Annotated in this window: 20 protein-coding genes; 19 read left to right on the forward strand and 1 reads right to left on the reverse strand. The window is 71.5% G+C overall.

The window, feature by feature from the left end:
- Window position 1: 1 nt before the first annotated feature.
- The 6 genes from ACZ4TV_RS24605 (at window position 2) to ACZ4TV_RS24630 (ending at window position 7,688) form a co-directional block, all read left to right on the forward strand.
- On the forward strand, window positions 2-1,180 hold the full coding sequence (locus ACZ4TV_RS24605; RefSeq protein ID WP_468136984.1) for a uroporphyrinogen-III synthase: 1,179 nt from the start codon (window positions 2-4) through the stop codon (window positions 1,178-1,180).
- A gap of 9 nt (window positions 1,181-1,189) precedes the next feature.
- On the forward strand, window positions 1,190-1,738 hold the full coding sequence (locus tag ACZ4TV_RS24610) for a GNAT family N-acetyltransferase (protein WP_468136985.1): 549 nt from the start codon (window positions 1,190-1,192) through the stop codon (window positions 1,736-1,738).
- A gap of 373 nt (window positions 1,739-2,111) precedes the next feature.
- Window positions 2,112-2,657 (forward strand): CGNR zinc finger domain-containing protein, encoded by a 546-nt coding sequence (locus ACZ4TV_RS24615; protein ID WP_468136987.1) that lies wholly within the window; start codon window positions 2,112-2,114, stop codon window positions 2,655-2,657.
- A 265-nt stretch (window positions 2,658-2,922) separates the two neighbouring features.
- Complete coding sequence (locus ACZ4TV_RS24620; protein ID WP_468136988.1) at window positions 2,923-5,229, forward strand: HelD family protein; 2,307 nt, start codon at window positions 2,923-2,925, stop codon at window positions 5,227-5,229.
- Window positions 5,230-5,672: 443 nt separating this feature from the next.
- Complete coding sequence (locus tag ACZ4TV_RS24625) at window positions 5,673-7,076, forward strand: NAD-dependent malic enzyme (protein ID WP_468136990.1); 1,404 nt, start codon at window positions 5,673-5,675, stop codon at window positions 7,074-7,076.
- Between the two features lie 330 nt (window positions 7,077-7,406).
- A complete protein-coding gene (locus ACZ4TV_RS24630) occupies window positions 7,407-7,688 on the forward strand; it encodes an HU family DNA-binding protein (RefSeq protein ID WP_007264399.1) in 282 nt (93 codons plus the stop codon).
- A gap of 327 nt (window positions 7,689-8,015) precedes the next feature.
- On the opposite strand, the gene murA is transcribed toward ACZ4TV_RS24630, so the two are convergent.
- Complete coding sequence (gene murA, locus ACZ4TV_RS24635) at window positions 8,016-9,362, reverse strand: UDP-N-acetylglucosamine 1-carboxyvinyltransferase (protein WP_468136991.1); 1,347 nt, start codon at window positions 9,360-9,362, stop codon at window positions 8,016-8,018.
- A 265-nt stretch (window positions 9,363-9,627) separates the two neighbouring features.
- Here murA and ACZ4TV_RS24640 point away from each other — a divergent pair, with 265 nt between their 5' ends.
- From ACZ4TV_RS24640 to ACZ4TV_RS24700, 13 genes are all read left to right on the forward strand, one after another.
- Window positions 9,628-10,188: a YqgE/AlgH family protein gene (locus ACZ4TV_RS24640; RefSeq protein WP_468136992.1), complete on the forward strand. Its 561-nt coding sequence runs from the start codon at window positions 9,628-9,630 to the stop codon at window positions 10,186-10,188.
- 29 nt (window positions 10,189-10,217) lie between these two features.
- Window positions 10,218-10,502, forward strand: coding sequence for a DUF3039 domain-containing protein (locus ACZ4TV_RS24645; protein ID WP_030010729.1), 285 nt, complete (start codon window positions 10,218-10,220; stop codon window positions 10,500-10,502).
- Window positions 10,503-10,704: 202 nt separating this feature from the next.
- Window positions 10,705-12,342: a beta-N-acetylhexosaminidase gene (locus tag ACZ4TV_RS24650; RefSeq protein ID WP_468136993.1), complete on the forward strand. Its 1,638-nt coding sequence runs from the start codon at window positions 10,705-10,707 to the stop codon at window positions 12,340-12,342.
- Between the two features lie 365 nt (window positions 12,343-12,707).
- Entirely contained in the window at window positions 12,708-13,625 is a 918-nt protein-coding gene (locus ACZ4TV_RS24655) for an FAD binding domain-containing protein (RefSeq protein WP_468136994.1), read from the forward strand.
- Window positions 13,622-15,892, forward strand: coding sequence for a 2Fe-2S iron-sulfur cluster-binding protein (locus ACZ4TV_RS24660; protein ID WP_468136996.1), 2,271 nt, complete (start codon window positions 13,622-13,624; stop codon window positions 15,890-15,892). The genes ACZ4TV_RS24655 and ACZ4TV_RS24660 overlap by 4 nt, the downstream gene beginning before the upstream one ends.
- An 89-nt stretch (window positions 15,893-15,981) precedes the next feature.
- Complete coding sequence (locus ACZ4TV_RS24665) at window positions 15,982-18,276, forward strand: xanthine dehydrogenase family protein molybdopterin-binding subunit (RefSeq protein WP_468137082.1); 2,295 nt, start codon at window positions 15,982-15,984, stop codon at window positions 18,274-18,276.
- 173 nt (window positions 18,277-18,449) lie between these two features.
- Complete coding sequence (locus ACZ4TV_RS24670) at window positions 18,450-18,983, forward strand: hypothetical protein (RefSeq protein WP_468136997.1); 534 nt, start codon at window positions 18,450-18,452, stop codon at window positions 18,981-18,983.
- On the forward strand, window positions 18,980-20,380 hold the full coding sequence (locus ACZ4TV_RS24675) for a WXG100 family type VII secretion target (protein ID WP_468136999.1): 1,401 nt from the start codon (window positions 18,980-18,982) through the stop codon (window positions 20,378-20,380). Before ACZ4TV_RS24670 ends, ACZ4TV_RS24675 begins: the two co-directional genes overlap by 4 nt.
- A 21-nt stretch (window positions 20,381-20,401) precedes the next feature.
- On the forward strand, window positions 20,402-21,574 hold the full coding sequence (gene mycP / locus ACZ4TV_RS24680; protein ID WP_468137001.1) for a type VII secretion-associated serine protease mycosin: 1,173 nt from the start codon (window positions 20,402-20,404) through the stop codon (window positions 21,572-21,574).
- A gap of 336 nt (window positions 21,575-21,910) precedes the next feature.
- Window positions 21,911-22,366 (forward strand): hypothetical protein, encoded by a 456-nt coding sequence (locus ACZ4TV_RS24685; protein ID WP_468137002.1) that lies wholly within the window; start codon window positions 21,911-21,913, stop codon window positions 22,364-22,366.
- A 7-nt stretch (window positions 22,367-22,373) separates the two neighbouring features.
- Entirely contained in the window at window positions 22,374-24,203 is a 1,830-nt protein-coding gene (locus tag ACZ4TV_RS24690; protein ID WP_468137003.1) for an alpha/beta hydrolase, read from the forward strand.
- 104 nt (window positions 24,204-24,307) lie between these two features.
- Complete coding sequence (locus ACZ4TV_RS24695; protein ID WP_468137004.1) at window positions 24,308-25,153, forward strand: hypothetical protein; 846 nt, start codon at window positions 24,308-24,310, stop codon at window positions 25,151-25,153.
- Window positions 25,154-25,563: 410 nt separating this feature from the next.
- Complete coding sequence (locus ACZ4TV_RS24700; protein ID WP_468137005.1) at window positions 25,564-26,787, forward strand: DUF5677 domain-containing protein; 1,224 nt, start codon at window positions 25,564-25,566, stop codon at window positions 26,785-26,787.
- The last annotated feature ends 80 nt before the right edge of the window (window positions 26,788-26,867 follow it).

The following is a 26,867-nucleotide window of genomic DNA, read 5'->3' on the forward strand; positions in this document are numbered from 1 at the left end:
GATGGACGACACGAACACCGGCCCGCTCGCGGGCTTCACCGTCGGAGTCACCGCGGCACGGCGGGCGGACGAACTCATCGCGCTGCTGCGGCGGCGCGGAGCGGCGGTGCTGCACGCGCCGGCGCTGAGGATCGTGCCGCTCGCCGACGACAGCGAGCTGCTGGCCGCCACCAAGGAGTTGATCGGCTGCGCACCGGACGTGGTCGTGGCCACCACCGCCATCGGCTTCCGGGGGTGGATCGAGGCGGCCGACGGGTGGGGGATCGGCGAGGAACTGCTGGAGCGGCTGCGGGCGGCCGAACTGCTGGCGCGCGGGCCGAAGGTGAAGGGTGCCATCCGGGCCGCCGGGCTCGTGGAGGCCTGGTCCCCGGAGTCGGAATCGCTCGCCGAGGTACTGGAGCGGCTGCTGTCGGCCGGGGTGGCCGGGCGGCGGATCGCCCTCCAGCTGCACGGGGAGCCGCTGCCCGGCTTCGTCGAGGCGCTGCGGGCCGGCGGGGCCGAGGTCGTGGTGGTCCCGGTGTACCGGTGGATGGCGCCGGAGGACCTCGCGCCGCTGGACCGGCTGCTGGACGCGATCGTCGGCGGCGGGGTGGACGCCGTCAGCTTCACCTCGGCGCCGGCGGCGGCCTCGCTGCTGTCCCGGGCCGAGGAACGGGGCCTACGGGAACCCGTGCTGGACGCCCTGCGCGGCGGCGGGCCGCTGGCCGCGTGCGTCGGGCCGGTGACCGCGCTGCCGTTGCAGGCGCACGGGGTGGACACGGTGCAGCCGGAGCGGTTCCGGCTGGGCCCGCTGGTGCAGTTGCTCTGCCAGGAACTGCCGGGCCGGGCGCGGGTGCTGCCGGTCGCCGGGCACCGGATGGAGATCCGGGGGCACGCGGTCCTGGTGGACGAGGAGCTGCGGCCGGTGCCGCCGGCCGGGATGGCCATGCTGCGGGCGCTGGCACGGCGGCCGGGCTGGGTGGTGGCCCGGGCGGAGCTGCTGCGGGCCCTGCCGGGCGCGGGGCGCGACGAGCACGCCGTGGAGACGGCGATGGCCCGGCTGAGGGCGGCCCTCGGGGCCCCGAACCTGATCCAGACGGTGGTCAAGCGGGGGTACCGGCTGTCCCTGGACGCGGGCGGGGAGACCAAGTACGGCGGGCTCCCCGTGGACGCGGTGACGGCCAGGGGGATCCTGGGTTAGCGTGCGTGGATGATCATTGACGGGGTGGAGATGAGGGGCGTCGCGCTGGGCGACGCGGCCGGGCTGGCCGAGGCGTTCGCGCGGAACCGGGCGTACATGGCGGCCACCGAGCCGGTCCGGCCCGACGCCTATTACACCGAGCGGGGGCAGCGGGAGCGCATCGAGGGACTGCTCGCCGAGCGCGACGGGGGGCGGCTCTTCCCGTACGTGTTCGTCGAGACGGCCACCGGCGCGCTCCTCGGCGCGATCAACCTGGGCTCGATCGTGCTCGGGGCGCTGTGCAGCGGCGGCCTGGGGTACTGGGTCGACCGGGCCTGGCACGGCAGGGGGCTGGCCACCGCGGCCGTGGAGGAGGTCTGCCGGGTCGCCCGCGACGAGCTGGGCCTGCACCGGGTGGAGGCCGGGACCCTGCTCGACAACCTGGCCTCGCAGCGGGTGCTGGCGAAGGCGGGCTTCGAGGCGTACGGGGTCGCGCCGCGGTACCTCCACATCAACGGTGCCTGGCGGGACCACAAGCTCTTCCAGCGCCTCCTGCACGACGACCCACCGGCGTTCTAGCCCGCCGGGTGCGCCGCCGCTCCCGGGGGCTCCGCCCCCGGACCCCCGCGCCTCAAACGCCGGCGAGGCTGAAAGAACGGGGCTCCGCCCCAGACCCCGCGCCTCAAACGCCGGCGGGGCTGGATATGCCGGCGGGGCTGGATGGGCGGGCGGGGCTGGATGGGCGGGCGGGGCTGAAAATGCCCTGCGGGGAATCCAGCCGCACGTGGCGGACGGCACCAGCCGAATCCAGCCCCGCCGGCGATTGAGGCGCGGGTCCGGGCAGCGCCCGGGAAGCCCCGCGCAGCGGCGTGCCCGCACCCGCACGGGGGGTTCCGCTGCGCGGCAGCGGGCGGCAATCTGGTACGGCACCCCACGACGGGAGGCTGACGGCATGCGGTTCGACTCCGGGCGGGTCTGTCTGGACCTGGTGGCCGAGGGGATCCGGGACGGCGACGCGCTGCGGCTGTGGCTCACCGGGGCCGGGCTCGTGCCCGACCGGACGCCGCTCGCGCGGGTGGGGCCCGACTGGGCCGCGGCCTTCCGGGCCCTGCGCGGCGACGTGGAAACCCTCGTACGGGCGGAGCTCTCCGGCGGCGATCCCGACGAGAACGCCCTCGCCCGGGTCAACGCGCTGGCCGCCGGACCACCCCCGGGCCTGTGCGCCGTGATGGACCAAGAAGGACACCTCGTACGGGAGTTGTGCGGCGGCGTGGAATGCGGTGCGCTGCTCGCGGCCGTCGCCCGGGACGCCGTTGAGCTGCTCACCGATCCCGGTGACCGCGCCCTGCTGCGGGCCTGCGAGGGCGACGGCTGCACCCGGGTCTACCTGGACACCTCCCGCGGCCACCGGCGCCGCTGGTGCTCCAGCGAGCTGTGCGGCAACCGCGAGCGCGTCGCCCGGCACCGCCGCCGGGCCCTCGCGGCCGGATCCGGCTAGTGCTGTGGCCGGAAAGGTTTGCCGGGTCGCGGCGTCCGGTGCGGTGGATCGCAAGGCGGAGGATCGCGGCTCGTACTGGACGTACTTGCGCGGTCCGACAACGCCGCGAGGTGCCGTGCCGGGCGCCGTGACCCGGTGAACCTTTCCGGTCACAGCACTAGGCGGCGTACGCACCCCGCGAGAGCGGTTCCGGAACGGGCGTGCGGACAGGGGGCCGGTTCGCGTACGGTTGACGGTCGCCCATGCACGTCAGAAAGGGGCCTTGGTGGCCGCGCAGAATGCCGCTGTCGACAGCACGGCGGATTCCGTCCGCGATCGGGAGATCGCGGTCGAGCAGACGCATCTCGACCGGGTGTACCGACGTCTGGAGGAGAAGATCCACGAGGCCGAGTTCCTCATGAACGACGCCGCCAAGCGCGGCCAGGTGGGTACGCCCGGCGCACTCGCCGAGCGCGACGCGCAGGTCTTCCGGGCGGGCATCCACCTGAACCGGCTGAACGCCGAGTTCGAGGACTTCCTCTTCGGCCGCATCGACCTGGTGCGCGGCAAGGACGGCGAAAGGGGGCCGGACGGCGCCTACACCTCCGTCGAGCCCGCCGACGACGCGATCCGCGAGGACCTCACGGCCGACATCGCCGAGACGCTGCACATCGGCCGCATCGGAGTCCTGGACTCCGACTACGCGCCGCTGGTCATCGACTGGCGCGCGCCCGCCGCCGCGCCGTTCTACCGCTCCACGCCCAAGGAACCCGGCCGCGTCGTGCGCCGCCGCGTGATCCGCTCCAAGGGCCGCAAGGTGCTGGGCGTCGAGGACGACCTGATGCGCCCGGAGGTCACCGCCTTCCTGGACGGCCAGGAGCTGCCCGCCATCGGCGACGGCGCCCTGATGGCCGCCCTGGGGCGGGCCCGTACGCACTCCATGCGCGACATCGTCTCCTCCATCCAGGCCGAGCAGGACCTGGTCATCCGGGCGCCCGCCGCGTCCGTCGCCGAGGTCGCGGGCGGGCCCGGCACCGGCAAGACCGCCGTCGCCCTGCACCGCGCCGCCTACCTGCTCTACCAGGACCGGCGCCGCTACTCCGGCGGCATCCTGATCGTCTCCCCGACCCCCTTGCTCGTCGCGTACACCGAGGGCGTGCTGCCCTCCCTCGGCGAGGAGGGCCAGGTGGCCATCCGGGCGCTCGGCTCGCTGGTCGACGGCGCGGAGGCCACCACGTACGACTCCCCGGCCGTGGCCCGTATCAAGGGCTCCTCCCGGATGCTCAAGGTGCTCCGCAAGGCCGTGCGGGGCGCACTGGAGCTCGGCGGCGCCCCCGACCGGCTGCGCGTGGTGGCCTTCGGCCGCCGCCAGGAGCTGGAGGCCGGCGAGCTGAACCGGATCCGGCAGAACGTGCTCAGCGGCACCGCCCCCGTCAACCTGCTGCGCCCCCGCGCCCGCAAGCTGCTGCTCGACGCCCTCTACGCGAAGTCCGGCGGCGCCGGCCGGCACAGCGATCCGGAGCTGGCCGCCGAGCTGCGCTCCGCCTTCGACGAGGACATCTCCACCGAGGACGCCTTCATCGGCTTCCTCGACGCCTGGTGGCCCGAGCTGACCCCGCGCGGGGTGCTCGCCGCGCTGGCCGACGAACGCCATCTCGGCCGCTGGTCGCGCCGCGACCTCAACCCGCGCGAGACCCGCCAGCTGGCCCGCTCGCTGCGCCGGGTCGGGCCGGACGGCAAGGGCCCCCTGTCGGTCCACGACGTGGCGCTGCTCGACGAGCTCCAGCAGCTGCTCGGCGCCCCCGCCCGGCCGAAGCGCCGGCGGGAGATGGACCCGCTCGACCAGCTCAGCGGGCTGGAGGAGCTGATGCCGACCCGCGAGGAGACGCAGTGGGAGCGGGCCGAGCGGCTCGCGGCGGAGCGCACCGAGTACGCGCACGTCATCGTGGACGAGGCCCAGGACCTGACGCCGATGCAGTGGCGGATGGTGGGCCGCCGGGGCCGGCACGGCACCTGGACGGTGGTCGGCGACCCGGCGCAGTCCTCCTGGACCGACCCGGAGGAGGCGGCCGCGGCCCGCGACGAGGCCCTGGGCAGCCGGCCGCGCCGGCGGTTCACGCTGACCGTGAACTACCGCAACCCGGCGGAGGTCGCCGAGGTCGCCTCCCGCGTGCTGCGCCTGGCGATGCCCGGCATGGAGCCGCCGTCGGCGGTGCGCTCCACGGGCCTGCGGCCCCGTTTCACCGCGGCGCCGGGCGACCTGGGCACCGCGGTCCGGGAGGAGACCCGGCGGCTGCTGGAGCAGGTGGACGGCACCGTCGGCGTGGTCGTGGCCATGGACCGGCGCGCGGAGGCCGCGGGCTGGCTCGCCGGCCTGGGCGAGCGGGCGGTGGCGCTCGGCAGTCTGGAGGCCAAGGGCCTGGAGTACGACGCCACGGTGGTCGTCTCCCCGGCGGAGATCGCGGAGGAGTCCCCGGCGGGCCTGCGGGTGCTGTACGTGGCGCTGACGCGTGCGACGCAGCAGCTGACGGTGGTCTCGGCCGACCGGGACAAGCCCGACGCGGACGGGGTGCCGGAGCTGCTGCTCCCGTAGCGGGCACCCGGGCCGCGTACGGCCGTATGGTCCGCGGCCAGGAGCGTGGTGCGCGGAACCGACGTCGAGCAGGGGGATCACAAACGGCGATCCTTTGTTAGCCTGAGTACGGCACCGACTCGATCCAAGCCCCCGGGCCCAACCTTCGTCGCTTAGAGCGACCACTTGCCGCGAGGCGAGCATGGCGGGTCGGTGTCACAGACGTAGGCGTCACCAGGTCCGCGCCCTCCACCCAGTGGAGGGCGCGGACCTGTTTTGTATGGACCCGCCATTCCGAACGCCCCTCAAATCTCGTATGGTGGAAGAGTCTTTCCGAAATTTGTAGCTGGTTACCTTGTACTGGCTGGTAGGTGGGACGATCGGACAACAGGTCCTGCCGCACCTGCTGTGGAGCGGGGCCCTGTGTGTTACAGCGAACCAGGGACAGAAGAGGAAACACGGCCATGGCAACGGCGCCCAGCGTCTCGTATTCGATGACGGTCCGCCTGGAAGTCCCCGCGAGCGGAACCGCGGTCTCCCAGCTCACCACCGCCGTGGAGTCCTCCGGCGGCTCGGTCACCGGTCTCGACGTGACCGCCTCCGGCCACGAGAAGCTCCGCATCGACGTCACCATCGCCGCGACCTCCACCGCGCACGCGGACGAGATCGTCGAGAAGCTGCGGGGGATCGAGGGCGTCAGCCTCGGCAAGGTCTCCGACCGCACGTTCCTGATGCACCTCGGCGGCAAGATCGAGATGGCGTCCAAGCACCCCATCCGCAACCGTGACGACCTCTCGATGATCTACACCCCGGGTGTCGCCCGCGTGTGCATGGCGATCGCCGAGAACCCCGAGGACGCGCGCCGCCTCACCATCAAGCGCAACTCCGTCGCAGTCGTGACGGACGGCTCCGCCGTGCTGGGCCTCGGCAACATCGGCCCGATGGCCGCGCTGCCCGTCATGGAGGGCAAGGCGGCCCTCTTCAAGCGCTTCGCGGGCATCGACGCCTGGCCGATCTGCCTCGACACCCAGGACACGGACGAGATCGTCGCGATCGTCAAGGCCATCGCACCCGGCTTCGCGGGCATCAACCTGGAGGACATCTCCGCGCCGCGCTGCTTCGAGATCGAGGCCCGGCTGCGCGAGGCCCTCGACATCCCCGTCTTCCACGACGACCAGCACGGCACCGCGATCGTCGTCCTCGCCGCGCTCACCAACGCACTGCGCGTGGTGGGCAAGGCAGTTGGGGACGTCAAGGTCGTCATGTCGGGCGCCGGAGCGGCCGGTACCGCCATCCTCAAGCTGCTCCTCGCGGCGGGCGTCAAGAACGCCGTCAGCGCCGACATCCACGGTGTCGTGCACGCGGACCGCCCCGACCTCGTCGACGCGGCTCCCGACTCCCCGCTGCGCTGGATCGCCGACAACACCAACCCCGAGGGCTACACGGGCACCCTGAAGGAGGCCGTGGTCGGCGCCGACGTCTTCATCGGCGTCTCGGCCCCGAACGTGCTGTCCGGCGAGGACGTCGCCGCCATGGCGGAGGGCGCGATCGTGTTCGCGCTCGCGAACCCGGACCCCGAGGTGGACCCGGCCGTCGCCCGCCAGACCGCCGCCGTCGTGGCCACCGGCCGCTCCGACTTCCCGAACCAGATCAACAACGTGCTCGTCTTCCCGGGTGTCTTCCGCGGCCTGCTGGACGCCCAGTCCCGCACGGTGAACACGGACATGATGCTGGCCGCCGCGAGCGCGCTCGCGGACGTCGTCGGCGAGGACGAGCTGAACGCGAACTACATCATCCCGTCGGTGTTCAACGACAAGGTCGCGGGCGCGGTCGCCGGCGCCGTCCGCAAGGCCGCCTCGGCCGGGTGACGGCCGCTGTGACCGCCCTCACCGCCGTCTGATCCCGGCGCGTCGCGAGATGCGGGCCCGGGGGGCCGCCTCTAGGGTTGCGGGGATGCCCGCGAGGTCCGCGGTCCGCATCCACCGGTGCGGACGGAGTGTCACCGCGGCGTGACTGTGGCGCTTTTCGTGTGACCCCGGCGGGTGCCGGATTGGCTTTCCCGCCGCTGGTGGGGGCAGGATGCGTAACCGGGCGAGAGGGTCTGACGTTCAGACCCGGGTCCGGGGACTGTCCGAGGGCCCTGGCAGCATCGGCTTCGATCTCACGCCTCTAAGGCAAGTTGAACACGGGAGTACAACATGAACCGCAGTGAGCTGGTGGCCGCTCTGTCCGAGCGCGCCGAGGTGACCCGCAAGGACGCCGACGCCGTTCTGGCCGCGCTCGCCGAGACCGTCGGCGAGATTGTCGCCAAGGGCGACGAGAAGGTCACCATCCCCGGCTTCCTGACCTTCGAGCGCACCCACCGTGCCGCTCGCACCGCGCGCAACCCGCAGACCGGCGACCCCATCCAGATCCCGGCCGGCTACAGCGTGAAGGTCTCCGCGGGCTCCAAGCTCAAGGAAGCCGCCAAGGGCAAGTAGTCCTGCCCCCCGGCGCCGAGGGCCGCACAGGCCCTTGGAACGGCAGTAGTACACAGTGATACGTAGAACGGCGAAGGGCGGCCACCCCGGGTGGGGCGGCCGCCCTTCGGCCTGTCCGGGGCCCGGAGCGCGGGTGCGACCCCGGGGGCCCCGGTCCCGCCGCGCAGGCCCCGCAGGCCCCGTGAGGCCCCGTCAGGGCGCCCGGGGCGCGGGACGCGAGAGCCCCCCGGGCCCTTGCGGGGCCCGGGGGGCTCGGTCCGTACGGGAGGTACGGCACGTAGGCGGAGCTACAGCGTTACGGCGGTACAACGCCGAGGCGGTGCGAACTCAGACGAGGTCGCCGCCGGGCAGCTCGACCTTCGCGCCGAGCTCGACGAGCTTCTCCATGAAGTTCTCGTAGCCGCGGTTGATCAGGTCGATGCCGTGCACCCGCGAGGTGCCCTCGGCCGCCAGCGCCGCGATCAGGTACGAGAACCCGCCGCGCAGGTCCGGGATGACCAGGTCGGCGCCCTGGAGCTTGGTGGGGCCGGAGACGACCGCCGAGTGCAGGAAGTTGCGCTGGCCGAAGCGGCAGGCCGAGCCGCCCAGGCACTCCCGGTAGAGCTGGATGTGAGCACCCATCTGGTTGAGCGCCGAGGTGAAGCCGAGCCGGGACTCGTAGACCGTCTCGTGGACGATCGAGAGGCCGGAGGCCTGCGTCAGGGCCACCACGAGCGGCTGCTGCCAGTCGGTCTGGAAACCGGGGTGGACGTCCGTCTCCAGCGCGATGGCCTTGAGCGGGCCGCCCGGGTGCCAGAAGCGGATGCCGTCGTCGTCGATCTCGAACGCCCCGCCGACCCGGCGGAAGGTGTTCAGGAAGGTCATCATCGAGCGCTGCTGGGCGCCGCGCACGTAGACGTTGCCGCCGGTGGCCAGGGCCGCGGAAGCCCAGGAGGCGGCTTCCAGACGGTCCGGGAGGGCCTTGTGGTTGTAGCCGCCCAGCCGGTCGACACCCGTGATCCGGATGGTCCGGTCGGTGTCGACGGAGATGATCGCGCCCATCTTCTGCAGCACGCAGATGAGGTCCTCGATCTCCGGCTCCACGGCGGCGTTGCTGAGCTCGGTGACGCCCTCGGCCAGGACGGCCGTCAGCAGCACCTGCTCGGTCGAGCCGACGGACGGGTAGGGCAGGCGGATCTTGCAGCCGCGCAGGCGCTGGGGGGCCTCCAGGTACTGGCCGCCCTCGCGCTTCTCGATGGTCGCGCCGAACTGGCGGAGCACGTCGAAGTGGAAGTCGATCGGCCGCCCGCCGATGTCGCAGCCGCCGAGGCCCGGGATGAAGGCGTGGCCGAGGCGGTGCAGCAGGGGGCCGCAGAACAGGATCGGGATGCGCGACGAGCCCGCGTGGGCGTCGATGTCGGCGACGTTCGCGCTCTCGACGTGGGTCGGGTCGAGCACGAGCTCGCCCGGCTCCTCGCCGGGACGGACCGTCACCCCGTGCAGCTGCAGCAGCCCGCGTACGACCCGTACGTCACGGATGTCGGGAACGTTGCGCAGCCGGCTGGGTTCGCTGCCGAGCAGAGCGGCGACCATGGCCTTGGGCACGAGGTTCTTCGCACCGCGGACTCGGATCTCGCCCTCAAGCGGGGTACCGCCATGGACAAGCAGTACGTCGTCACTGTCTGTGCCGGTCATGAATCTCGCGTTCCGGAGAGGGGTGGGCAGGGGGATCAGTGAAAAGGGTAAGGGCCACCACCCCCTTGTTCGTAAGGCCGACGTGGCCGTAGGACTGTCAGGAATTCGGTACAACACCCTCCGTACCCACCACATGGCGGAGCGTTGCGTTCCGCCTGCTCCGTCCGTGCGCGCTCCTGGCTGCTGCCGTGCGCCCCGGAACTGCGTACGATCCGATCGCTCCGCCCGCTCCCCGCACAGGCCGAATGTGCGGGATCATGGCGGCATGACCGAGGTGTCCTCCCTCACAGGGCGGCTGCTCGTGGCCACCCCCGCCCTCGCGGACCCGAACTTCGACCGCGCGGTGGTGCTGCTGCTCGACCACGACGAGCAGGGCTCGCTCGGCGTGGTCCTCAACCGGCCGACCCCCGTCGGGGTCGGCGACGTCCTGCTGCCCTGGGCGCCCCTGGCTGGCGCGCCGGGCGTGGTCTTCCAGGGCGGCCCCGTGGCACTGGACTCCGCGCTGGGGGTGGCCGTCATCCCGGGCGAGGAGGGCCCGCTCGGCTGGCGCCGGGTGCACGGGGCGATCGGGCTGGTCGACCTGGAGGCGCCGCCGGAACTGCTGGCCGAGGCCCTGGGCGGCCTGCGCATCTTCGCCGGGTACTCGGGCTGGGGCCCCGGCCAGCTGGAGGAGGAGCTGGGCCAGGGCGCCTGGTACGTCGTGGAATCGGAGCCCGGAGACGTCTCCTTCCCGGACCCTGAACGGCTCTGGCGGGCGGTGCTGCGCCGCCAGCGCAGCGAACTCGCGATGGTCGCCACCTATCCGGACGACCCGTCGCTCAACTGACGGGCGCGAGGTTAAGTACCCTGGGTTCCATGAGCACTCTTGAGCCCGAGCGCGGGACTGGCACGGGGACCCTCGTAGAGCCGACGCCGCAGGTGTCGCACGGTGACGGCGACCACGAGCGCTTCGCCCACTACGTCCAGAAGGACAAGATCATGGCGAGCGCGCTCGACGGGACCCCCGTCGTCGCGCTCTGCGGCAAGGTCTGGGTACCCGGCCGGGATCCGAAGAAGTACCCGGTCTGCCCCATGTGCAAGGAGATCTACGAGTCCATGGGCCCCGGCGGGGACAAGGACAAGGGCGGCAAGGACAAGTAGTCCGCTCCTGGTAGTCCGTCCCTGGTGGTCCGCCCCTGGTAGTCCCCTGGTTCTTCCCTTCCGCGGACCGAGGCCCCCGGCGCGCCACCGTGCGTCCGGGGGCCTTTGCCGTGTTCGGGGGGCGCGTTAGGGTCGGCGCGACGAGCACTCTGCGGAACGGGCGTTGCGTAGGGCGCAACAGGCTGTCGCGAAGGGCTGACGCATGGACCTGATCCCCGCACCCCGGGTCGCTGTCTTCGGCGAGGATGGACGCCGCTACTCCTTCGGACCGGAGCCGGTCCTCGCCGCCGGGTCGGGGACCGGGGCGGTCGCGCGCTGGCTGCGGCGGGAGCTGGGGGCGGCCACCGGCTGGAGCCTGCCCGCCGCCGGGCCCGGCGCGGCCGCGGACGTGACGCTGCGCCTGGACCCGGAGCACGGGCAGGCGCCGGGGCCCGAGTCGTACGGGATCACCGTCGACGAGGCGGGCGTCGAACTGGTCGGGGCGAGCGGGGCCGGGCTGTTCTGGGCCGCCCAGACGCTGCGTCAGCTGCTCGGGCCCGACGCGTACCGCAAGGCGCCGGTGCCCGGGCGCGCGTGGGGCCTGCCGTACGGGCGGATCGCGGACGGCCCCCGCTTCGGGTGGCGCGGGATGATGCTCGACGTGGCACGGCACTTCATGCCCAAGGACGGGGTGCTGCGCTACATCGACCTGCTCGCCGCGCACAAGCTCAACGTGCTGCACCTGCATCTGACGGACGATCAAGGCTGGCGGGTCGAGATCAAGCGCCATCCGCGGCTGACCGAGGTCGGCGCGTGGCGGCCGCGCAGCCGGTGGGGGCACCGGGCCTCGCCGCTGTGGAACGAGACCCCGCACGGCGGCTTCTACACGCAGGACGACATCCGCGAGATCGTCGCGTACGCCGCCGAGCGGCACGTCCGGGTGGTCCCGGAGATCGACGTACCGGGGCATTCGCAGGCCGCGATCGCCGCGTACCCGGAGCTGGGGAACACGGACGTCGTCGACACCTCGGCGCTGGAGGTGTGGGACGACTGGGGGATCACCGAGAACGTGCTCGCGCCGACCGAGGCCGTGCTGCGGTTCTACGAGGGCGTCTTCGAGGAACTGCTGGAGCTGTTCCCCGCCGAGGTCTCGCCCTTCGTGCACGTGGGCGGGGACGAGTGCCCCAAAGAGCAGTGGAAGGCCTCCGCCACCGCGCAGGAGCGGATCCGCGAGCTGGGGGTGGACGGGGAGGACGGGCTGCAGTCCTGGTTCGTCCGGCACTTCGACGGCTGGCTCGCCGCGCGCGGGCGGCGGCTCATCGGGTGGGACGAGATCCTGGAGGGCGGGCTCCCGCCGGGAGCGGCCGTGTCCTCGTGGCGCGGCTACGGGGGCGGGATCGCCGCCGCCGAGGCCGGGCACGACGTGGTCATGTGCCCCGAGCAGCAGGTGTATCTGGACCACCGTCAGGCGAGCGGCGGGGACGAGCCGATGCCCATCGGGTACGTGCGCTCGCTGGAGGACGTGTACCGCTTTGAACCGGTGCCGCCGCAGCTGTCGGAGCGGGCCGCGGCGCACGTGCTCGGCGCGCAGGCCAATGTGTGGACCGAGGTGATGGAGGACCAGAACCGGGTCGACTACCAGGTGTTCCCGCGGCTGGCGGCCTTCGCGGAGGTGGTGTGGTCGCGGCTGCCGGAGCCGGGGGAGCGGGACTACGCGGACTTCGAGACGCGGATGACGGCGCACTACGCGCGGCTGGACGCGCTGGGGGTCGGCTACCGGCCGCCGGGCGGCCCGTTGCCGTGGCAGCGGCGGCCGGGGGTGCTCGGACGCCCCCTCGGAGGTCCGCCACCGAATGTGTGACGGGTGGGGGGTGGTGCGCACCGGAACCCGGTCTGGACCGGACCGGATTGGACCGGACCGGATTGGACCGGACCTGATCAGACCGGAGCTGATCGGAACTCTGTCTCGATTTCCCTCTATACGGGGAAAAGCGGGCGTTCGGGGAGGAGGTCTGGCGAAGGCGGCGCGGTGGGTCGTACGGGGCGCACGGGCGGGGGTCGGCAGGCGTCGGGCGTGGGCCGGGCGGGGGTGGTGGTGCGGGGTGGACCCTCGCGCCGGGCGGCCCGGAAGATGTGCCAGAGTTGCCACGTCCCGGCGGTGAGCACGTACCGTACGGCGGACAGGCGTGAGCGCCGGGACCGGGACATCGGGAAGGGGCAGCTGGGTTGACCACGCACGCACCGCACGCACCGCACGCACTGGACTCACCTCAGGGGGCTCCGGGCCCGCAGGCGGCGCAGTCCGTGACGCTGCCGGCCTCGCTCGACGAGGCCGTGGCGGCGCTCACGGCCATGCCCGCCGCCGTGCCCGTCGCGGGCGGTACCGACCTCATGGCCGCCGTCAACGCAGGGCTGCTGCGGCCCGCCGCCCTGGTGGGCCTGGGCCGGATCAACGAGATCCGCGGCTGGCAGTACCAGGACGGCCACGCGCTGCTCGGCGCGGGCCTCACCCATGCGCGGATGGGGCGGCCGGATTTCGCCGCTCTGATCCCGGCGCTGGCCGCCGCGGCGCGCGCCGCCGGGCCCCCGCAGATCCGCAACGCGGGCACCCTCGGCGGGAACATCGCCAGCGCCGCGCCCACGGGTGACGCGCTGCCCGTGCTGGCCGCGCTGGAGGCCGTGCTCGTCATCGTCGGCCCGGGTGGGCAGCGGGAGATCCCGGTGTCGCACCTGCTGGCCGGCCGGGAGATGCTGCGGCCCGGCGAGCTGATCGGATTCGTGCGGGTGCCGCTGCTGCACGCGCCGCAGGTGTTCCTGAAGGCCACGGGGCGTACGGGGCCAGGGCGCGCGGTGGCGTCCGTGGGGCTCGTACTGGATCCCGCGCGCCGGGGTGTGCGCTGTGCGATCGGTGCGGTGGCCCCGATGCCGCTGCGGCCGCTGGAGGCCGAGCAGTGGGTGGCCTCGCTGATCGACTGGGACGGCGAGCGGAGCCTGGCCCCCGAGGCGCTGGAGGCCTTCGGCGAGTACGTCGCGGCGGCCTGCGTGCCCGACCAGGGGGAACCGGTGGCTCCCGGTGTACTGCATCTGCGGCGGACGGTGGCCGTGCTGGCACGCAGGGCCCTGGGGAGGGCGCTGACCTCATGAGCGAGAACGAGAACGCGAACGTGACCCAGGGGAACGGCACGGCGGGCTGGGGCTGGGAACCGGTCCCTCAGGGCGGCGAGTACGACTCGGACGCCACGGCCTTCGTGAAACTGCCGCAGGACATGCTGGACGCGCTCGGGACCGGGGAGCCCCTCGCGGCGCCCGGGCACGGGTACGTACCGCCGCCGATGATCGTGCCGCTCGGTTCGGCCAGTACGGATCCGGCGGCCACCGGTACGTGGTCGATTCCGGTGCAGTGGCCCGAGGCGGGAGGCTCGGTTCCGGCCGGACCGGCGACCGCGGCGGGTTCGGGTTCCGGGTCGGTGGGCGGGCCGATTCCCGCGTCGATCCCGATTCCGGCGTCGGTCGCGGCGGCGTTCGCCGAGGCGGAGCCGGAGCCGGTGCAGACGCCGGTGCAGCCGCAGGCGCAGGTGCCCGTCGATGCGGGTGCGACGGCGGAGTGGCGGTTCCAGGAGGTGGCGCACGAGCCCGAGCCGGAGCCGAAGGGCGTGGCTTCGGCCACCGGGCAGTGGGCCGTCCCTGAGTTCTCCGAGTTCTCCGGTTTGCCCGAACTTCCCGAACTTCCCGAATTTTCCGAACAGCAGGGTGACTTCCGGCCGAGCGGGCTGGACGCCGACTGGAGCCAGGCCCCGGCGACGCTGCCGGGCGGCGCCACGGCCCCGTGGGCGTACCTGACGCAGCAGTCGGCCGCGGACCCGCACCTGGGCGCGAACCCGGGCCAGGGCCCGGACGCGGGCCCGGACGCGGGCCCGGACCAGCAGGGCGTGCTGCCGGGTACGGACGAGGCCGCGGCCGCTTCGGCCGCCACCGCCGCCGCCACGGCGCATGCCGCCGGGCGGTTGCTCGGGGGGCCCGGAGCGGGCGCCCCGGGGCGGGGGCCGCGCGTGCTGGGCGGGCCCGGTGTGGGCACCGCGCTCGCGGAGGGCGAGCCGGTGCATCCGGCCCCGCACGACATCGAGGCCGCGCACGGCCCGGCGGCGGAGCAGGCCGAGGGCGCCCGGGCCACCGATCACGCGGAGCCGACGGGGCACGCGGAGTACACCGGGCGCGGGGAGTACGCGCAGTACGCCGATCATGCGGAGTACGCCGAGCGCGCGGAGCCGGGCGGGCACGTGCGGCACGGGGAGCAGGCGCAGCACCCCGGGGCGGGTACCGACGGGCACGGTTTCTCCGCGTTCGGCCACGTGCCGGAACGGGGCGGGGCCGCCGAGGCCAATGAGCCCGCCGCCACCGAGCAGCCGGCGGCTTCCGGCGGCTTGGACCTCTTCGGCGGAGCGCGGGCCGAGGCGGCGGCAGCCGATCCCGCGGAACCCGCCGACCTCCCGCAGCCCCCGCAGGCCCGGCAGCCCGCCGAGCCCGCGCGTTCCGCCGGCACCGACGGGCACGGCTTCCAGGCCTTCGGCCACGCCGCGGAGCCCGGGTCCGGTGCGGCGCACGACGCCGTGCCCGGGGCGGAGCCGGACCCGGCGGAGCCGGGCCTCACGGTTTCCGACCCCGTGCCCGGGGCGGAGCCCGACCTGGAGGAGACACCGGGCGCCCTCACTCCGGCCGCGGACACCTCCGACAGCGCTGTGGCACTCCCGGACGAGGGAACCGGCGAAGGTGTCCCGGCTGAGGTGCCGACGTACGAAGAAGAACCGACCGCCGGGGCCGTCGCCCATCACGAGCACCCGCAGGCCTCCTACGTCCTGCGCGTCAACGGCGCCGACCGGCCCGTCACCGCTGCCTGGATCGGCGAGTCCCTCCTCTACGTGCTGCGCGAGCGCCTCGGCCTCGCCGGCGCCAAGGACGGCTGCTCCCAGGGCGAATGCGGCGCCTGCGCCGTGCAGGTCGACGGCCGGCTCGTCGCCTCCTGCCTGGTCCCGGCCGCCGCGGCCGCGGGCAGCGAGGTCCGTACCGTCGAGGGTCTCGCGACGGACGGGGAACTCTCGGACGTGCAGCAGGCGTTGTGCAGGTCGGGTGCGGTGCAGTGCGGGTTCTGCGTTCCCGGCATGGCGATGACCATCCACGACCTGCTGGAGGGCAATCACGCCCCCAGCGATCTGGAGACCCGTCAGGCGCTGTGCGGCAACCTCTGCCGCTGCTCCGGCTACGCGGGAGTCATCGACGCCGTGCGCGAGGTCGTGGCCGAGCGCGAGGCGGCCTCCGCTGAGCCCGCGGCTCAGGCCCCGGGCACGCCGGAGGCGCGCATCCCGCATCAGGCAGCGCCCGGCGAGGGCGGCATCCACCACGGAGGCACGGCGTGAGCGGGCAGGACGCGGCGACAGCGACCGGGACGGCGACGGCCACGGCAACGGCCACGGCGACGGCGATGGTGAACACCACGGTGACGGCCATGTCCGGCGCGGCCGCTGCCGCCGAGGCCGCGGAGCAGCAGGTCCCGCGCGGAATCGGAGTCTCCGTTCCCGCCGCGGACACCCGTGCCAAGGCCGAGGGCACCTTCCCCTACGCCGCCGACCTGTGGGCCGAGGGCCTCCTGTGGGCCGCCGTGCTGCGCTCCCCGCACGCCCACGCCCGGATCGTCTCCATCGACACCACGGCCGCCGCCGAGATGCCCGGCGTCCGCGCCGTCGTCACCCACGCCGACGTCCCCGGCGCCACCACGCACGGCCGCCGGATCGCCGACCGGCCGGTGTTCGCGCACGACGTCGTACGCCACCACGGCGAGCCCATCGCCGCCGTCGCCGCCGACCACCCGGACACGGCACGGCTCGCCGCGGCCGCGATCGCCGTCGAGTACGAACTCCTCGACCCGGTCACCGACCCCGAGCAGTCCTTCGGCGCCCCCGCCCTGCACCCCGACGGCAACCTGATCCGGCACATCCCGCTGCGCTACGGCGATCCGGAGGCGACCGGCGAGGTCGTCGTCGAGGGCCTGTACCGGATCGGCCGCCAGGACCCCGCCCCCATCGGCGCCGAGGCCGGACTGGCCGTGCCGCGGCCCGACGGCGGCGTCGAGCTCTACACCGCCTCCACCGACCCGCACGCCGACCGTGACCTGGCCGCCGCCTGCTTCGGCCTGGAACCGGACCGCGTGCGCGTGGTGGTCACCGGCGTCCCGGGAGCGACCGCCGACCGCGAGGACGCGGCGTTCCAGCTCCCGCTCGGCCTCCTCGCCCTGCGCACGGGCTGCCCCGTCAAGCTGGCCGCCACCCGCGAGGAGTCCTTCCTCGGCCACACCCACCGCCACCCGACCCTGCTGCGCTACCGCCACCACGCGGACGCGGAGGGCCGCTTGGTCAAGGTCGAGGCGCAGATCCTGATGGACGCGGGCGCGTACGCGGACGCCTCCGCGGAATCCCTGGCGGCGGCGGTGGCCTTCGCCTGCGGCCCGTACGTCGTCCCCCACGCCTTCGTCGAGGGCTGGGCGGTACGCACCAACAACCCGCCGTCGGGCCACGTCCGCGGCGAGGGCGCGATGCAGGTGTGCGCCGCGTACGAGGGCCAGATGGACAAGCTCGCGGCCGCCCTCGGCATCGACGGCGCGGAACTGCGCATGCGCAACGTCCTGGCGACGGGAGACCTGCTGCCCACCGGCCAGACGGTGACCTGCCCGGCTCCGGTGGCGGAACTGCTGCGCGCCGTCCGCGACTTCGAGCTGCCCGCCCTCCCGAAGGACACCCCGGAGGACGAGTGGCTGCTGCCGGGCGGCCCGGAGGGCGCGGGCGAGCCGGGCGCGGTGCGGCGCGGGGTCGGCTACGGGGTCGGCATGGTGCACATGCTCGGCGCCGAAGGGACCGACGAGGTCTCCACCGCCACGGTGAAGGTGGTCAACGGCGCCGCCACGGTCATCTGCGCGGCGGTCGACACCGGCCAGGGCTTCGCCACTTTGGCCCGACAGATCGTCCAGGAGATCCTCGGAGTCGAGGAGGTGGCGGTGGCCCCGGTGGACACCGACCAGCCCCCGGCGGGCCCGTCGGCGCACGGCCGCCACACCTGGGTGTCGGGCGGGGCGGTGGAGCGCGCGGCGAAAATGGTCCGCACCCAGCTCCTCCAGCCCATGGCCCACAAACTCGGCATGTCCACGGAGCTCCTGCAGATCGCGGACGGCCGGATCACGTCGTACGACGGCGCGTTCTCGATGACGGTCATGGAGGCCATGGAGGGCAAGGAGCTCTGGGCGACGGCCCAGTGCCGCCCCCACCCGACGGAACCCCTGGACGCGGACGGCCAGGGCGACGCCTTCGTGGGTCTCGCCTTCTGCGCGGTCCGCGCGGTGGTGGACGTGGACATCGAGCTGGGCTCGGTACGGGTCGTGGAGCTCGCGGTCGCCCAGGACGTGGGCCGCATCCTCAACCCCCGCCAGCTGGAGGCCCGTATCGAAGCGGGCGTCACGCAGGGCGTGGGCGCGGCCCTGACGGAGAACCTGCGCACGGTCTCCGGCCTGGTCCGCCACCCGGATCTGACGGGCTACGCCCTGCCGACTTCGCTGGACGCCCCGACCGTCCGCATCGTCAAACTGGTCGAGGAGCGCGACGTGGTGGCCCCGTTCGGCGCGAAGGCGGCGAGCGCGATCCCGGTGGTGACGACCCCGGCGGCGGTAGCCTCGGCGGTACGGGCCGCCACGGGCCGCCCGGTCAACAGGCTCCCGATCAGGCCGTCGGCGGCGGTCGCAGCACCCAACTCGTGACCGCGTAACCCGCATTGCACGTGCAACCCCGGAGTTGGGGCTGTCGGTGCTGGTCGCTAGAGTGATCGGTACGAGTGTGCACGCGCACGTGAACACGGGTGCGAACGGGTGTGAACGGGGACGGGGGGAGCGGCGCTTGGCGCTGCGACCACGGGGAGACGGGGGAGGCCATCGTGGCAGAGGAAAACAGGTCGGTTCTATCTGTAGGCCTTGCGGGCGACGTGGCGAATTCGATCAGGGCGCAAGCGGACGCACAGGCGCGGGCCGTCGCGCTTCGGGTCCAGTACGACGACCTGAAGGACTACAAGATCCTGGTGGACGACCTCCTCACGTCGCTGAAGGAGTCCCCGGCGCACCACGGGAAGTTGGCGGATGGCACGCTGCCACAGGGAGCACTGGGCCAGGGCTTCCCGGAGGCCGACAAGCTGTACCAGTCGTACAACACCGTCCACACGGAGCTGCAGAAGCTGTCGAAGGGTCTCTCGGTGCAGATCGAGGCCCTGGGTATCGCCATCCTGACCGCGGGCAAGAGCTACGACGACGTGGACGAGGAAACGAAGCGGCGCATGCTCGCCCTCGTCAAGCAGGCCAACGAGCAGTACGTCCGGAAGCGTGACTCGGACGCGGAGAAGAACGGCGACAGCCCGCATGGCACGCCGAACGATCCGCAGACGGACGACACGGGGAAGGGCGGTGTTATCGGATGAGCGAGTTCGAGAAGTACACGCACGCACAGCTCTACGCCATGACCGCTTCCCTCGATCCGAAGACGGTGTCGGCACGGGGCACGCAGCTCACCGAAGCCGCCAAGACGATCGAGAGGATCGGAAACAAGCTCCTGGACCACAAGGTCAAGGGCTGGGAGGGCGAAGCGGCCGATGCCTTCCAGACATGGGTGACCCGGGCGGGCCACGCGACGCTGGCGTTGAGCACGTACAGCGAAACGGCCGGCAAGTACATGACGCTGGCTGCGCAGACCATGTCCGAGATCCACATGCCCAAGTACGACGCTGGGGCAGAGGCCAAGCTCAAGGAGAACCTCGAGATCTCGCGGGAGTACCGCAACGACCCGGATGCGGTGCAGCTGGGACGGGAGGCGTGGTCGAAGCTGAACGGGGACCACGCGCGCGCCGTGGACGCCCTTACGAAGCTGTCCCAGTCGTACAGCCAGGCGTCGACGGAGATGGGCAAGACGCCGGTGCCGACGTTCCCGCCGCCGCCGCCGGTTCTCGTGCCGCCGAATCTCTACAGCGGAGAAGACATGGCGCGGTCTGGAGGAGAGTCCGGCGGAGGCGTCGGCTCGGCCGGATCCTCCTCGTACACGACGTCGAGCTCGAGCCATGGCACGTCCTCGAACGAGCCCGGGTGGGTACCTGGGCGCCAGCCGCGGCCGGACAACACGCTCCCGTCGGTGTCCATGCCGGGAATTCCGGATCGCGAGGTGGACCTGGACCTCGACACCGTCACCACGCTTCCCCCTCCGACTGCGCCTCCGGTGACGACCACGCCCAATGTCCCGCTGCCCACAGGGCCTCACGGTCCCACCCCGGGCCCTTTCATTCCGCCTCTGGGTCTCCCTCCGATCGGCGGTGTGAAGGGCCCCGGCCTTGGCGGTCCCGGCCTCGGCCCGTTCCCGGGTACGACGGGTCCCAGCGGTCCCGGCCGGGTCGGCGGTATGCCGCCCGGCATGCCGGCGCGTGACACCGGCATCATGGGCGGCCGTCCCGTGACGTCCACCGGACCCAGCTCGGGCATCCCGCGTGGCACGGTCATCGGCGAAGGTGCTCAGGCCGGCCGAGGCATGGGCGGTATGGGTGGCGGCTCTCACGGCGGCGCGGGCGGATCGGCGGCAGGCCGTCGGCTGGCCTCGGAGCCGGGAGGCGTCATCGGAGGGCGCCAGCCTGCCGGCACCCGCCCGATCGCGGGCGGCCAGCCGTTCACTCAGGGTGGCTCGGGCCTCGTGCGTAACAGCCCCGTTGGCGCCGGCGCGCAGACTCCCGGAAGGCAGCGGGACAACCAGGGGGGCGAACGCCCCGACTACCTCGCCGAGGACGAAGAGACCTGGCAGGGCAACCGTCGTGTTGTTCCGCCAGTGATCGACTGAGCAGAACGGACGTTGCACGGGATGCACATGCGTAAGGCGACCTCGGCCCTGGTGGGCCTCCTGCTGGCCGGGGTCGCCGCGACCCCGGCCCACGCGGAGACCATTCGATCGCAGCAATGGCATCTCGACGCCATGAAAGTCAACGAAATTTGGAAAGTCAGTACGGGGAAGGGCGTTACCGTCGCGGTAATCGACGATGGAGTCCAGGAAATTCCTGAGCTAGAAGGCCAGCTCGTTCCTGGCAAGGGTTTCACGTCGCAAGGTGGCGACGGACGTACTGACCGGGGCGGTCACGGTACAACCATCGCCGCCTTGATCGCTGGGACGGGAAAACACCCGAGTGGCGACGGTAGCTACGGACTTGCGCCCGACGCCAAGATTCTCCCAATCCGCGTTTCTAACACTGAAATGGCGACGCCGTCATGGGTTGCGGCAATTCGGTACGCGGCAGACTCGGATGCCAAGATCATCAATATGTCGCTGGGCATCGCCAGTAAGCCGGAGGATGATCTGGGGCGGGCCGAAGCGGTGAAGTATGCTCTCTCAAAGGGCAAGCTGATCTTCGCTGCCGTAGGAAACTCCGGGGACACGCTCAACGAGGTCGCGTATCCGGGTGCGACCCCTGGGGTGGTCGGCGTAGGCGCAGTCGATACCAAGGGTGAGCCGACCAAGGAGTCTCAGCACGGCCCCCAGGTGGACATGGCCGCACCTGGCATCGACATCGTCACGGCTTGCACGGGTAAGACGGGGCTGTGCAAGACCCACGGCACCAGTGACGCCTCCGCCCTCGCCTCCGCCTCCGCCGCCCTCCTCTGGTCCGCCCACCCCGACTGGACCAACAACCAGGTCCTCCGCGTCCTGCTGAACACCGCCGGCAAGCCCGTCGACGGCTCGCAGCGCAACGACTACGTCGGCTACGGCGTGGTCCGCCCTCGCGTCGCGCTGCAAACGCCCGGTGACCCCGGTCCGGCGGACGTCTACCCGCTGCCCGACCTCGCCGCGGCCCAGGCAGGGGCCAAGTCCCCCTCCACGCCCCCGGACGGCAAGGCCCCCGACGCGGCGGCGTCCAAGCCGGCGGCCCGGGCCGAGGAGAAGAAGAGCGGCGGCTCCCTCCTGTGGATCGGCCTCGGGCTGGGAGCCTGCGTGCTGATCGGCGGCGCCGTGACCGTAGTCGTCGTACGCCGCAACCGCTGACCTGACCTGACCTGACTGGCCTGACCGCGTGGTCGAAGGCGCCAACAAGGACATCGTGGAAAGGCAAGGCAGAGGCCGTTCCCGGGGGAGCGCCTGCCCCTGGGCGGCTCGCCGCGCAGCCGTGACCGGAATCGAACCGGCGTAACCCGCTTCGCGGATTCCACGGATCAGCAAGCCGACGACCACCCAGCCGCGCCCGCAGCCGCCCCTTCCGCGACACCCCTTGAGCGGACCAGACGGTCAGTCGTCTAAGTACAGGTACTCATGAGGGTGCGTTGCGGGTGCGATGTACTGTTCTCGGCCGAAATGATCACAGGGGTTGACGGGGGCTAGTGCGTGGCGTGGGACGAGTGGGAACAGATCAAAGCCGATGTGACCGGCGGGCAGTCCGTGGCGATGCGGCTCAACCAGGTTCCGGTTGAGCCCACCGCCGGGCCCAGCGCCGTGACGGGCGGCCTGAAGTCCAGCAAGAAGGCGTGGGCCACGGCCGGCGAAGGGGTCGGCTCCCTTCGCCAGAGCATCGGCGGCGGGCTGACCAAACTGGCGGACGGCCAGGTGGGGCTCGGCGCGACCACGGGGTGTCTGAGCGCGGCCGCGCAGAAGGAGGTGTACGACTCCTGGAAGAAGTACGCCGAGAGCGTCAGTGAGCGGTGCGGCTCGCTCCAGAGCATCCTGGAGCAGGTCGGCCGCGACGTGTTGACGACCGATGAGGCGGTCAACGGCGAGATGAACAAGCTGAACCTCAAGTACGCGGACACGGACGCCGTCGGCGGCCAGCCGAAGGGCCGGTGACGGCGGGATGGACTACGCCACCCTCAAGGCCTTCAAGCCCTCCGAGTACGAGGACGCCGCCGACGGATACCGCTCCATGGGCAATGTGGCCCAGGCGGCCAAGGAGCACGTCGAGAACACCGTCGCCGCAGGCATGCGCAAGACGCTGCTGGGCGAGGCGGCGGAGGCGTCGCAGAAGCAGCTTCAAGCCCTGGCGAAGAACTTCCACTACATCCAGACCGAATGCGGCGTCGTCAGCACGGCCCTCAACGGGTTCGCCTACGACATGGCGGCCGCCAAACGGAAGCTGGACGCGGCGATCGAGGACGCCCGGGCGGACGGCTGCACGGTGAACGGGAACGGCTCGGTCACGTTTCCCGCGGGTCAGAAGCCGGGCGACGAGAAGGTCGCCGACGGCGGCACGGTGACCGGGAGTGCCGGAGGCAGCCCGACCTCCGATGCCCTGGAGCGCCAGGCGGCGAACATCCACCCCAACCCGAACTACGGCAAGGCGATCGCGTACGCGAATCGGATCGCCGACGCGCTCAAGGAAGCCACGGACGCGGACACGAAGTGGGCGCCGAAGATACGGGCCCTCACGGCCGATGACGACCTGACCGTGTCCGCCCGGGACTGGACGGACGTTACGTCGGACACGGGGGGCGTGCGCGAGGCGGCCGATGCCTACCTCGACACGATCAAGCCCCCGCCCAAGAACGACTGGCCCCAGGACAACGCCAACTGGTGGAACAGCCTCTCCGAGGAACAGCGCGAAGCCTACGTCTCCATGCACCCAGCGAGCATCGGAGGACTCGACGGCCTTCCCTCCGCCGTGCGCGACGACGCGAACCGCATCGTGCTCGCGGAACAACGCGCCGCCAAGCAGGTGGAGTACGACGCCTGGCTCAAGAGGGAACCGGAGCACTACAGGCCCTACATCAGCCCCATCACGGGTCGCGAGGTGAAGGGCGCGATGGTCCCGACGGATGAGTGGAAGGAGTGGGACGAGAAGAGGAAGCAGCTGGAGAACGGCTCCAAGGGCGTGGACGCGATACAGAAACGTTTCGACAGCTACACGAGCGAGAGCACCCGCCCGTATCTGCTCGGCTTCGACGGCGACAACATGGGCCGCGCCATCGTCTCCATCGGAAATCCGGACACCGCCGACAACGTGGTGACGTACGTGCCCGGGACCTTCGCCAAGCTGGAGTCCCTCGACGGGGACCTCACCAGGGCCCAGCTTCTCCAGGCACAGGCGGAAGCCACCGACGGCTCCCGGAAGACGGCCTCGATCGTATGGCTCGGTTACGACGCCCCGCAGGGCATCATGACCGATGCGACGGAGACCAAGTGGGCCGACGCGGCGAAGGAGCCGCTGGGCAACTTCGTCCAGGGCCTCGAGGAAGCCAACCATCGCGACAGCGGCGTGAACCAGACGCTCCTTGGTCACAGCTACGGGTCCCTGGTGGTGGGCCAGACGATGAGCATGCACATGGACCTGCCGGTCGAAAACGCGATCATGGTGGGCAGTCCGGGCGTGGGCGTGGATCACGCGAAGGACCTGAACATCCCGCCGGACCGGGTCTTCGCGGCCACGGCCCAGAACGACTTCATCAACGCGGCCCCGCCCCCGGCCCGGGACCCACTCAGCCCGAAGGCGTACTGGGATATGTTCGACGACCGCACGATCGTCCACGGAACCGACCCGACCTCCGACGACTTCGGGGGCCAGGTCTTCGAGGTCCCCAACGGGAAGCTGCCGGGCGCGGGCTGGGAAATGATGCCCGCACACTCTCAGTACTGGGACGACAAGCCCCTCAGAAGCCTGGCAAACATCGTCACCGGAGGACGGCCGTGAATCTACGGAAAGCATTCCCGGCTGCCGCACTGCTGGCCGTGACGGTCATGGTGACCGCGTGCGGGGCACAGGAAGACACCGGAGAAACAGCGAAGCGGGTCACGATGAACGAGCAGCAGGCGATCGACCGGGCAGAAGAGATCATTCACCAGGCGGTGGACGGCATGTCGCCCCAGCCGACACTGGAGCGTACGGGCCCCGAGACCATCGGCCCCTGCATCGCCAGAGACGACCACGGCCCCGACGACCGACTGCAGGTCACCCTCTTCTACAAGCTCACCGGGGTTCCGGGGACCGAGGCCAAGAACCTCGTGCTGCAGGCGCGCGATGCCTGGCTGAAGCAGGGCCACAAGTACAACTCGTCCGACGAGAAGGACATGTCCGGCCCCTTCCCGTGGGTCAGCATGCGCACGGAGCCCGACGACTTCTGGATGGAAGGAATCACTGGGGTCCTGGACCGCACCAAGGGCGAGGGCATCGCCACCCTCAAGGTGAGGTCGCCCTGTTTCCTCCCGCCGGGTAAGGCCTCGGGGGCGACCGCGGCCGATCCCGCCGCGCTCCAGACCCCGCAAGCCGACGATCCCGCCGCGCGCCGCGCCCTCGGCCACTCCAGCCGGATCTACGACGCCCTGCGGGCCGGGTCGGCGCCCACGCAGCCCGGGGAAGGCCTCAGCACGGTCCGGGACGAGTACGGGACCTCGGTCCATCACGCTTGGTCGACCGAGCCGCTGTCGGAGGACGAGACGGTACGGGCCCTGGCGCGCGCGCAGGAGTACTTCCAGAGCGCGGGATGGAACGTCCGCCACCTGCCGACGCCCGGGCCCACCCCCGCCCTCGTCGCCGGCCACCCCGAAGAGCGCACGGTCGCACAAATCGCTCCCTCGACCACCGGCGCGGTACGCGTCGCGGTGACGACGCCCGCCAACGACCCGGCGTCCGCCGACGTTTGACGCGAGCCGCGCCCCGGGCCTTTCGTTCTGCCGTTCAGGCGCTGGAAGCCGTGACCGGAATCGAACCGGCGTGCCTCGCTTTGCAGGTTTGTCCGCGTTGGGCGCGTGATCCGGATGCGTTCAAGGACGTTCAATCCCGTACGCGGCCAGCGATCACCATGTGTGCATGAACTGCTCTGGACGGTCGCGCAGGGGGACGAACGAGACGGAAACTGAGACGGGCGGGCAGAACCCCGGCAGCCGCCGGCCAGGAGGCTGCGGGCGGTTCGGAGCCCCCGGCAGATCGTTGGCTGGCCGCGGGGCCGACTTTCATCCGCTGCAGCGGCATGACGGCACGTAATTCCCCTCCACCGCAGCACTGCCGCCACGTAAGCTCAACAGCCACCAGCGCCTCCGGTGGGGAGAAGTACGTGGAACTGTTCAGTCGCATCGACCTTTCGGTCCCGCCGGCACGTCGTTTCGGCATCTCCGTAGGGAGGGAGGTTGAAGAGGCACTCCACAACCAGCTCTCCCCTCTCGCCGGGGTCGTGGATGCGGTAACGCAAGAGCTCCATTTCTTTGCCACGCAGATATACCGGAAAAGTCCCGGTGGGGAATCTTGCTCGGCGATTTTCAATCATGCGCTGAACGACTTCATCATCCTCCTGAACTCGCTTTGGGACGGAGACGGACGTTCTTCCGCGCGCACAACACGGTCGCTTTATGAACACCTTGTGAATTATTGTTACGTCGCCGGGGATGCGGGGGCGGCAGAGCGATACAGGGACCACAAGACGGTAACTCACCAAATCCTGTCCCGTATGCTGAAGCGACTTCCCCTACTAGGCGGCACGCAGCGGAAGAGGGAAGTGCACAGAAGGAGGAAGTTGGGCAGCGAAAGCGCGCAACATCACCGATCGGTAATGAGACGACACGGCAATGCGTTCAACAGAGATTGGGCGCAGGTTGACCTCTACTCTCGGGCGAAGATGCACGGCTTGGAGAGTGACTATGACACGTATCGCCTGTTCTCCCAGGTGACTCATGGGAGTGCCGGCGGAACACTGGGAACGTTGCAGGCAGGGGCGGGTCCGGTGATCTATCGGACCGGACCATCTCTGGAGCTCGCTGCTATAGCCTTCCCGGAGGGTATTTCGTTCTTCAGGGACCTCTGCGTGCGCATCCATGCGATTCATGGCATCGATGGGGATAATACGGTTCGCTCTCTCAATGAACTAATTTCAGGCTGGGGAGTGTACAAGCGGGCATGTGAATGGGTCGACAAGAACCTGTGGCCCGAGTTGCCGCCTCTGCCGGGAGCCACCATCCTCGCGATATACCCTGCAGGTGGCACGCGATGGCTCCACTGGGAACCGAGTCTGGGATTGATCGCGATCGGCGCACCGCCAGTTAACGCTGCCGACACAGAAGAGAAAGTCAAGGCGCATATGGGGTTTTCTCCCGACGGTACCCATTCAGGCGACGCTGAAGGGCGCCCAATCACTGCCGCGGTGCACGGTGTGGTCATTCAGGTTGCCCCCGGAGCGAAGTGGATGCCCGCAGAGGCGATTTTGCAGCCGGGGCGAGGGGTTGAATTTGCCGACACGGTATTCAATAAGCTCCCACTCATCGAAAGGCCGACTCTCCAGGATTGAGAAGAGTGCGTTGAGTGCATGACAGGGAGCCAGGTTCCGCCGAGAAGCCGTTGTTCGGGCAGGCTGCACGTAAGGTGCAC

The sequence above is a fragment of the Streptomyces sp. NPDC028910 genome, from assembly GCF_055564955.1.

What these genes read in the sequence shown, in the direction of transcription:
- ACZ4TV_RS24625 (WP_468136990.1), top strand. Translation starts at nt 5,673, where the DNA reads ATGGCAACGGCGCCCAGCGTCTCGTATTCGATGACGGTCCGCCTGGAA.
- ACZ4TV_RS24665 (WP_468137082.1), top strand. Translation starts at nt 15,982, where the DNA reads ATGTCCGGCGCGGCCGCTGCCGCCGAGGCCGCGGAGCAGCAGGTCCCG.
- ACZ4TV_RS24605 (WP_468136984.1), top strand. Translation starts at nt 2, where the DNA reads ATGGACGACACGAACACCGGCCCGCTCGCGGGCTTCACCGTCGGAGTC.
- ACZ4TV_RS24640 (WP_468136992.1), top strand. Translation starts at nt 9,628, where the DNA reads ATGACCGAGGTGTCCTCCCTCACAGGGCGGCTGCTCGTGGCCACCCCC.
- ACZ4TV_RS24695 (WP_468137004.1), top strand. Translation starts at nt 24,308, where the DNA reads ATGAACGAGCAGCAGGCGATCGACCGGGCAGAAGAGATCATTCACCAG.
- ACZ4TV_RS24660 (WP_468136996.1), top strand. Translation starts at nt 13,622, where the DNA reads ATGAGCGAGAACGAGAACGCGAACGTGACCCAGGGGAACGGCACGGCG.
- ACZ4TV_RS24615 (WP_468136987.1), top strand. Translation starts at nt 2,112, where the DNA reads ATGCGGTTCGACTCCGGGCGGGTCTGTCTGGACCTGGTGGCCGAGGGG.
- ACZ4TV_RS24675 (WP_468136999.1), top strand. Translation starts at nt 18,980, where the DNA reads ATGAGCGAGTTCGAGAAGTACACGCACGCACAGCTCTACGCCATGACC.
- mycP (WP_468137001.1), top strand. Translation starts at nt 20,402, where the DNA reads ATGCACATGCGTAAGGCGACCTCGGCCCTGGTGGGCCTCCTGCTGGCC.
- ACZ4TV_RS24690 (WP_468137003.1), top strand. Translation starts at nt 22,374, where the DNA reads ATGGACTACGCCACCCTCAAGGCCTTCAAGCCCTCCGAGTACGAGGAC.
- murA (WP_468136991.1), bottom strand. Translation starts at nt 9,362, where the DNA reads ATGACCGGCACAGACAGTGACGACGTACTGCTTGTCCATGGCGGTACC.
- ACZ4TV_RS24645 (WP_030010729.1), top strand. Translation starts at nt 10,218, where the DNA reads ATGAGCACTCTTGAGCCCGAGCGCGGGACTGGCACGGGGACCCTCGTA.
- ACZ4TV_RS24650 (WP_468136993.1), top strand. Translation starts at nt 10,705, where the DNA reads ATGGACCTGATCCCCGCACCCCGGGTCGCTGTCTTCGGCGAGGATGGA.
- ACZ4TV_RS24630 (WP_007264399.1), top strand. Translation starts at nt 7,407, where the DNA reads ATGAACCGCAGTGAGCTGGTGGCCGCTCTGTCCGAGCGCGCCGAGGTG.
- ACZ4TV_RS24610 (WP_468136985.1), top strand. Translation starts at nt 1,190, where the DNA reads ATGATCATTGACGGGGTGGAGATGAGGGGCGTCGCGCTGGGCGACGCG.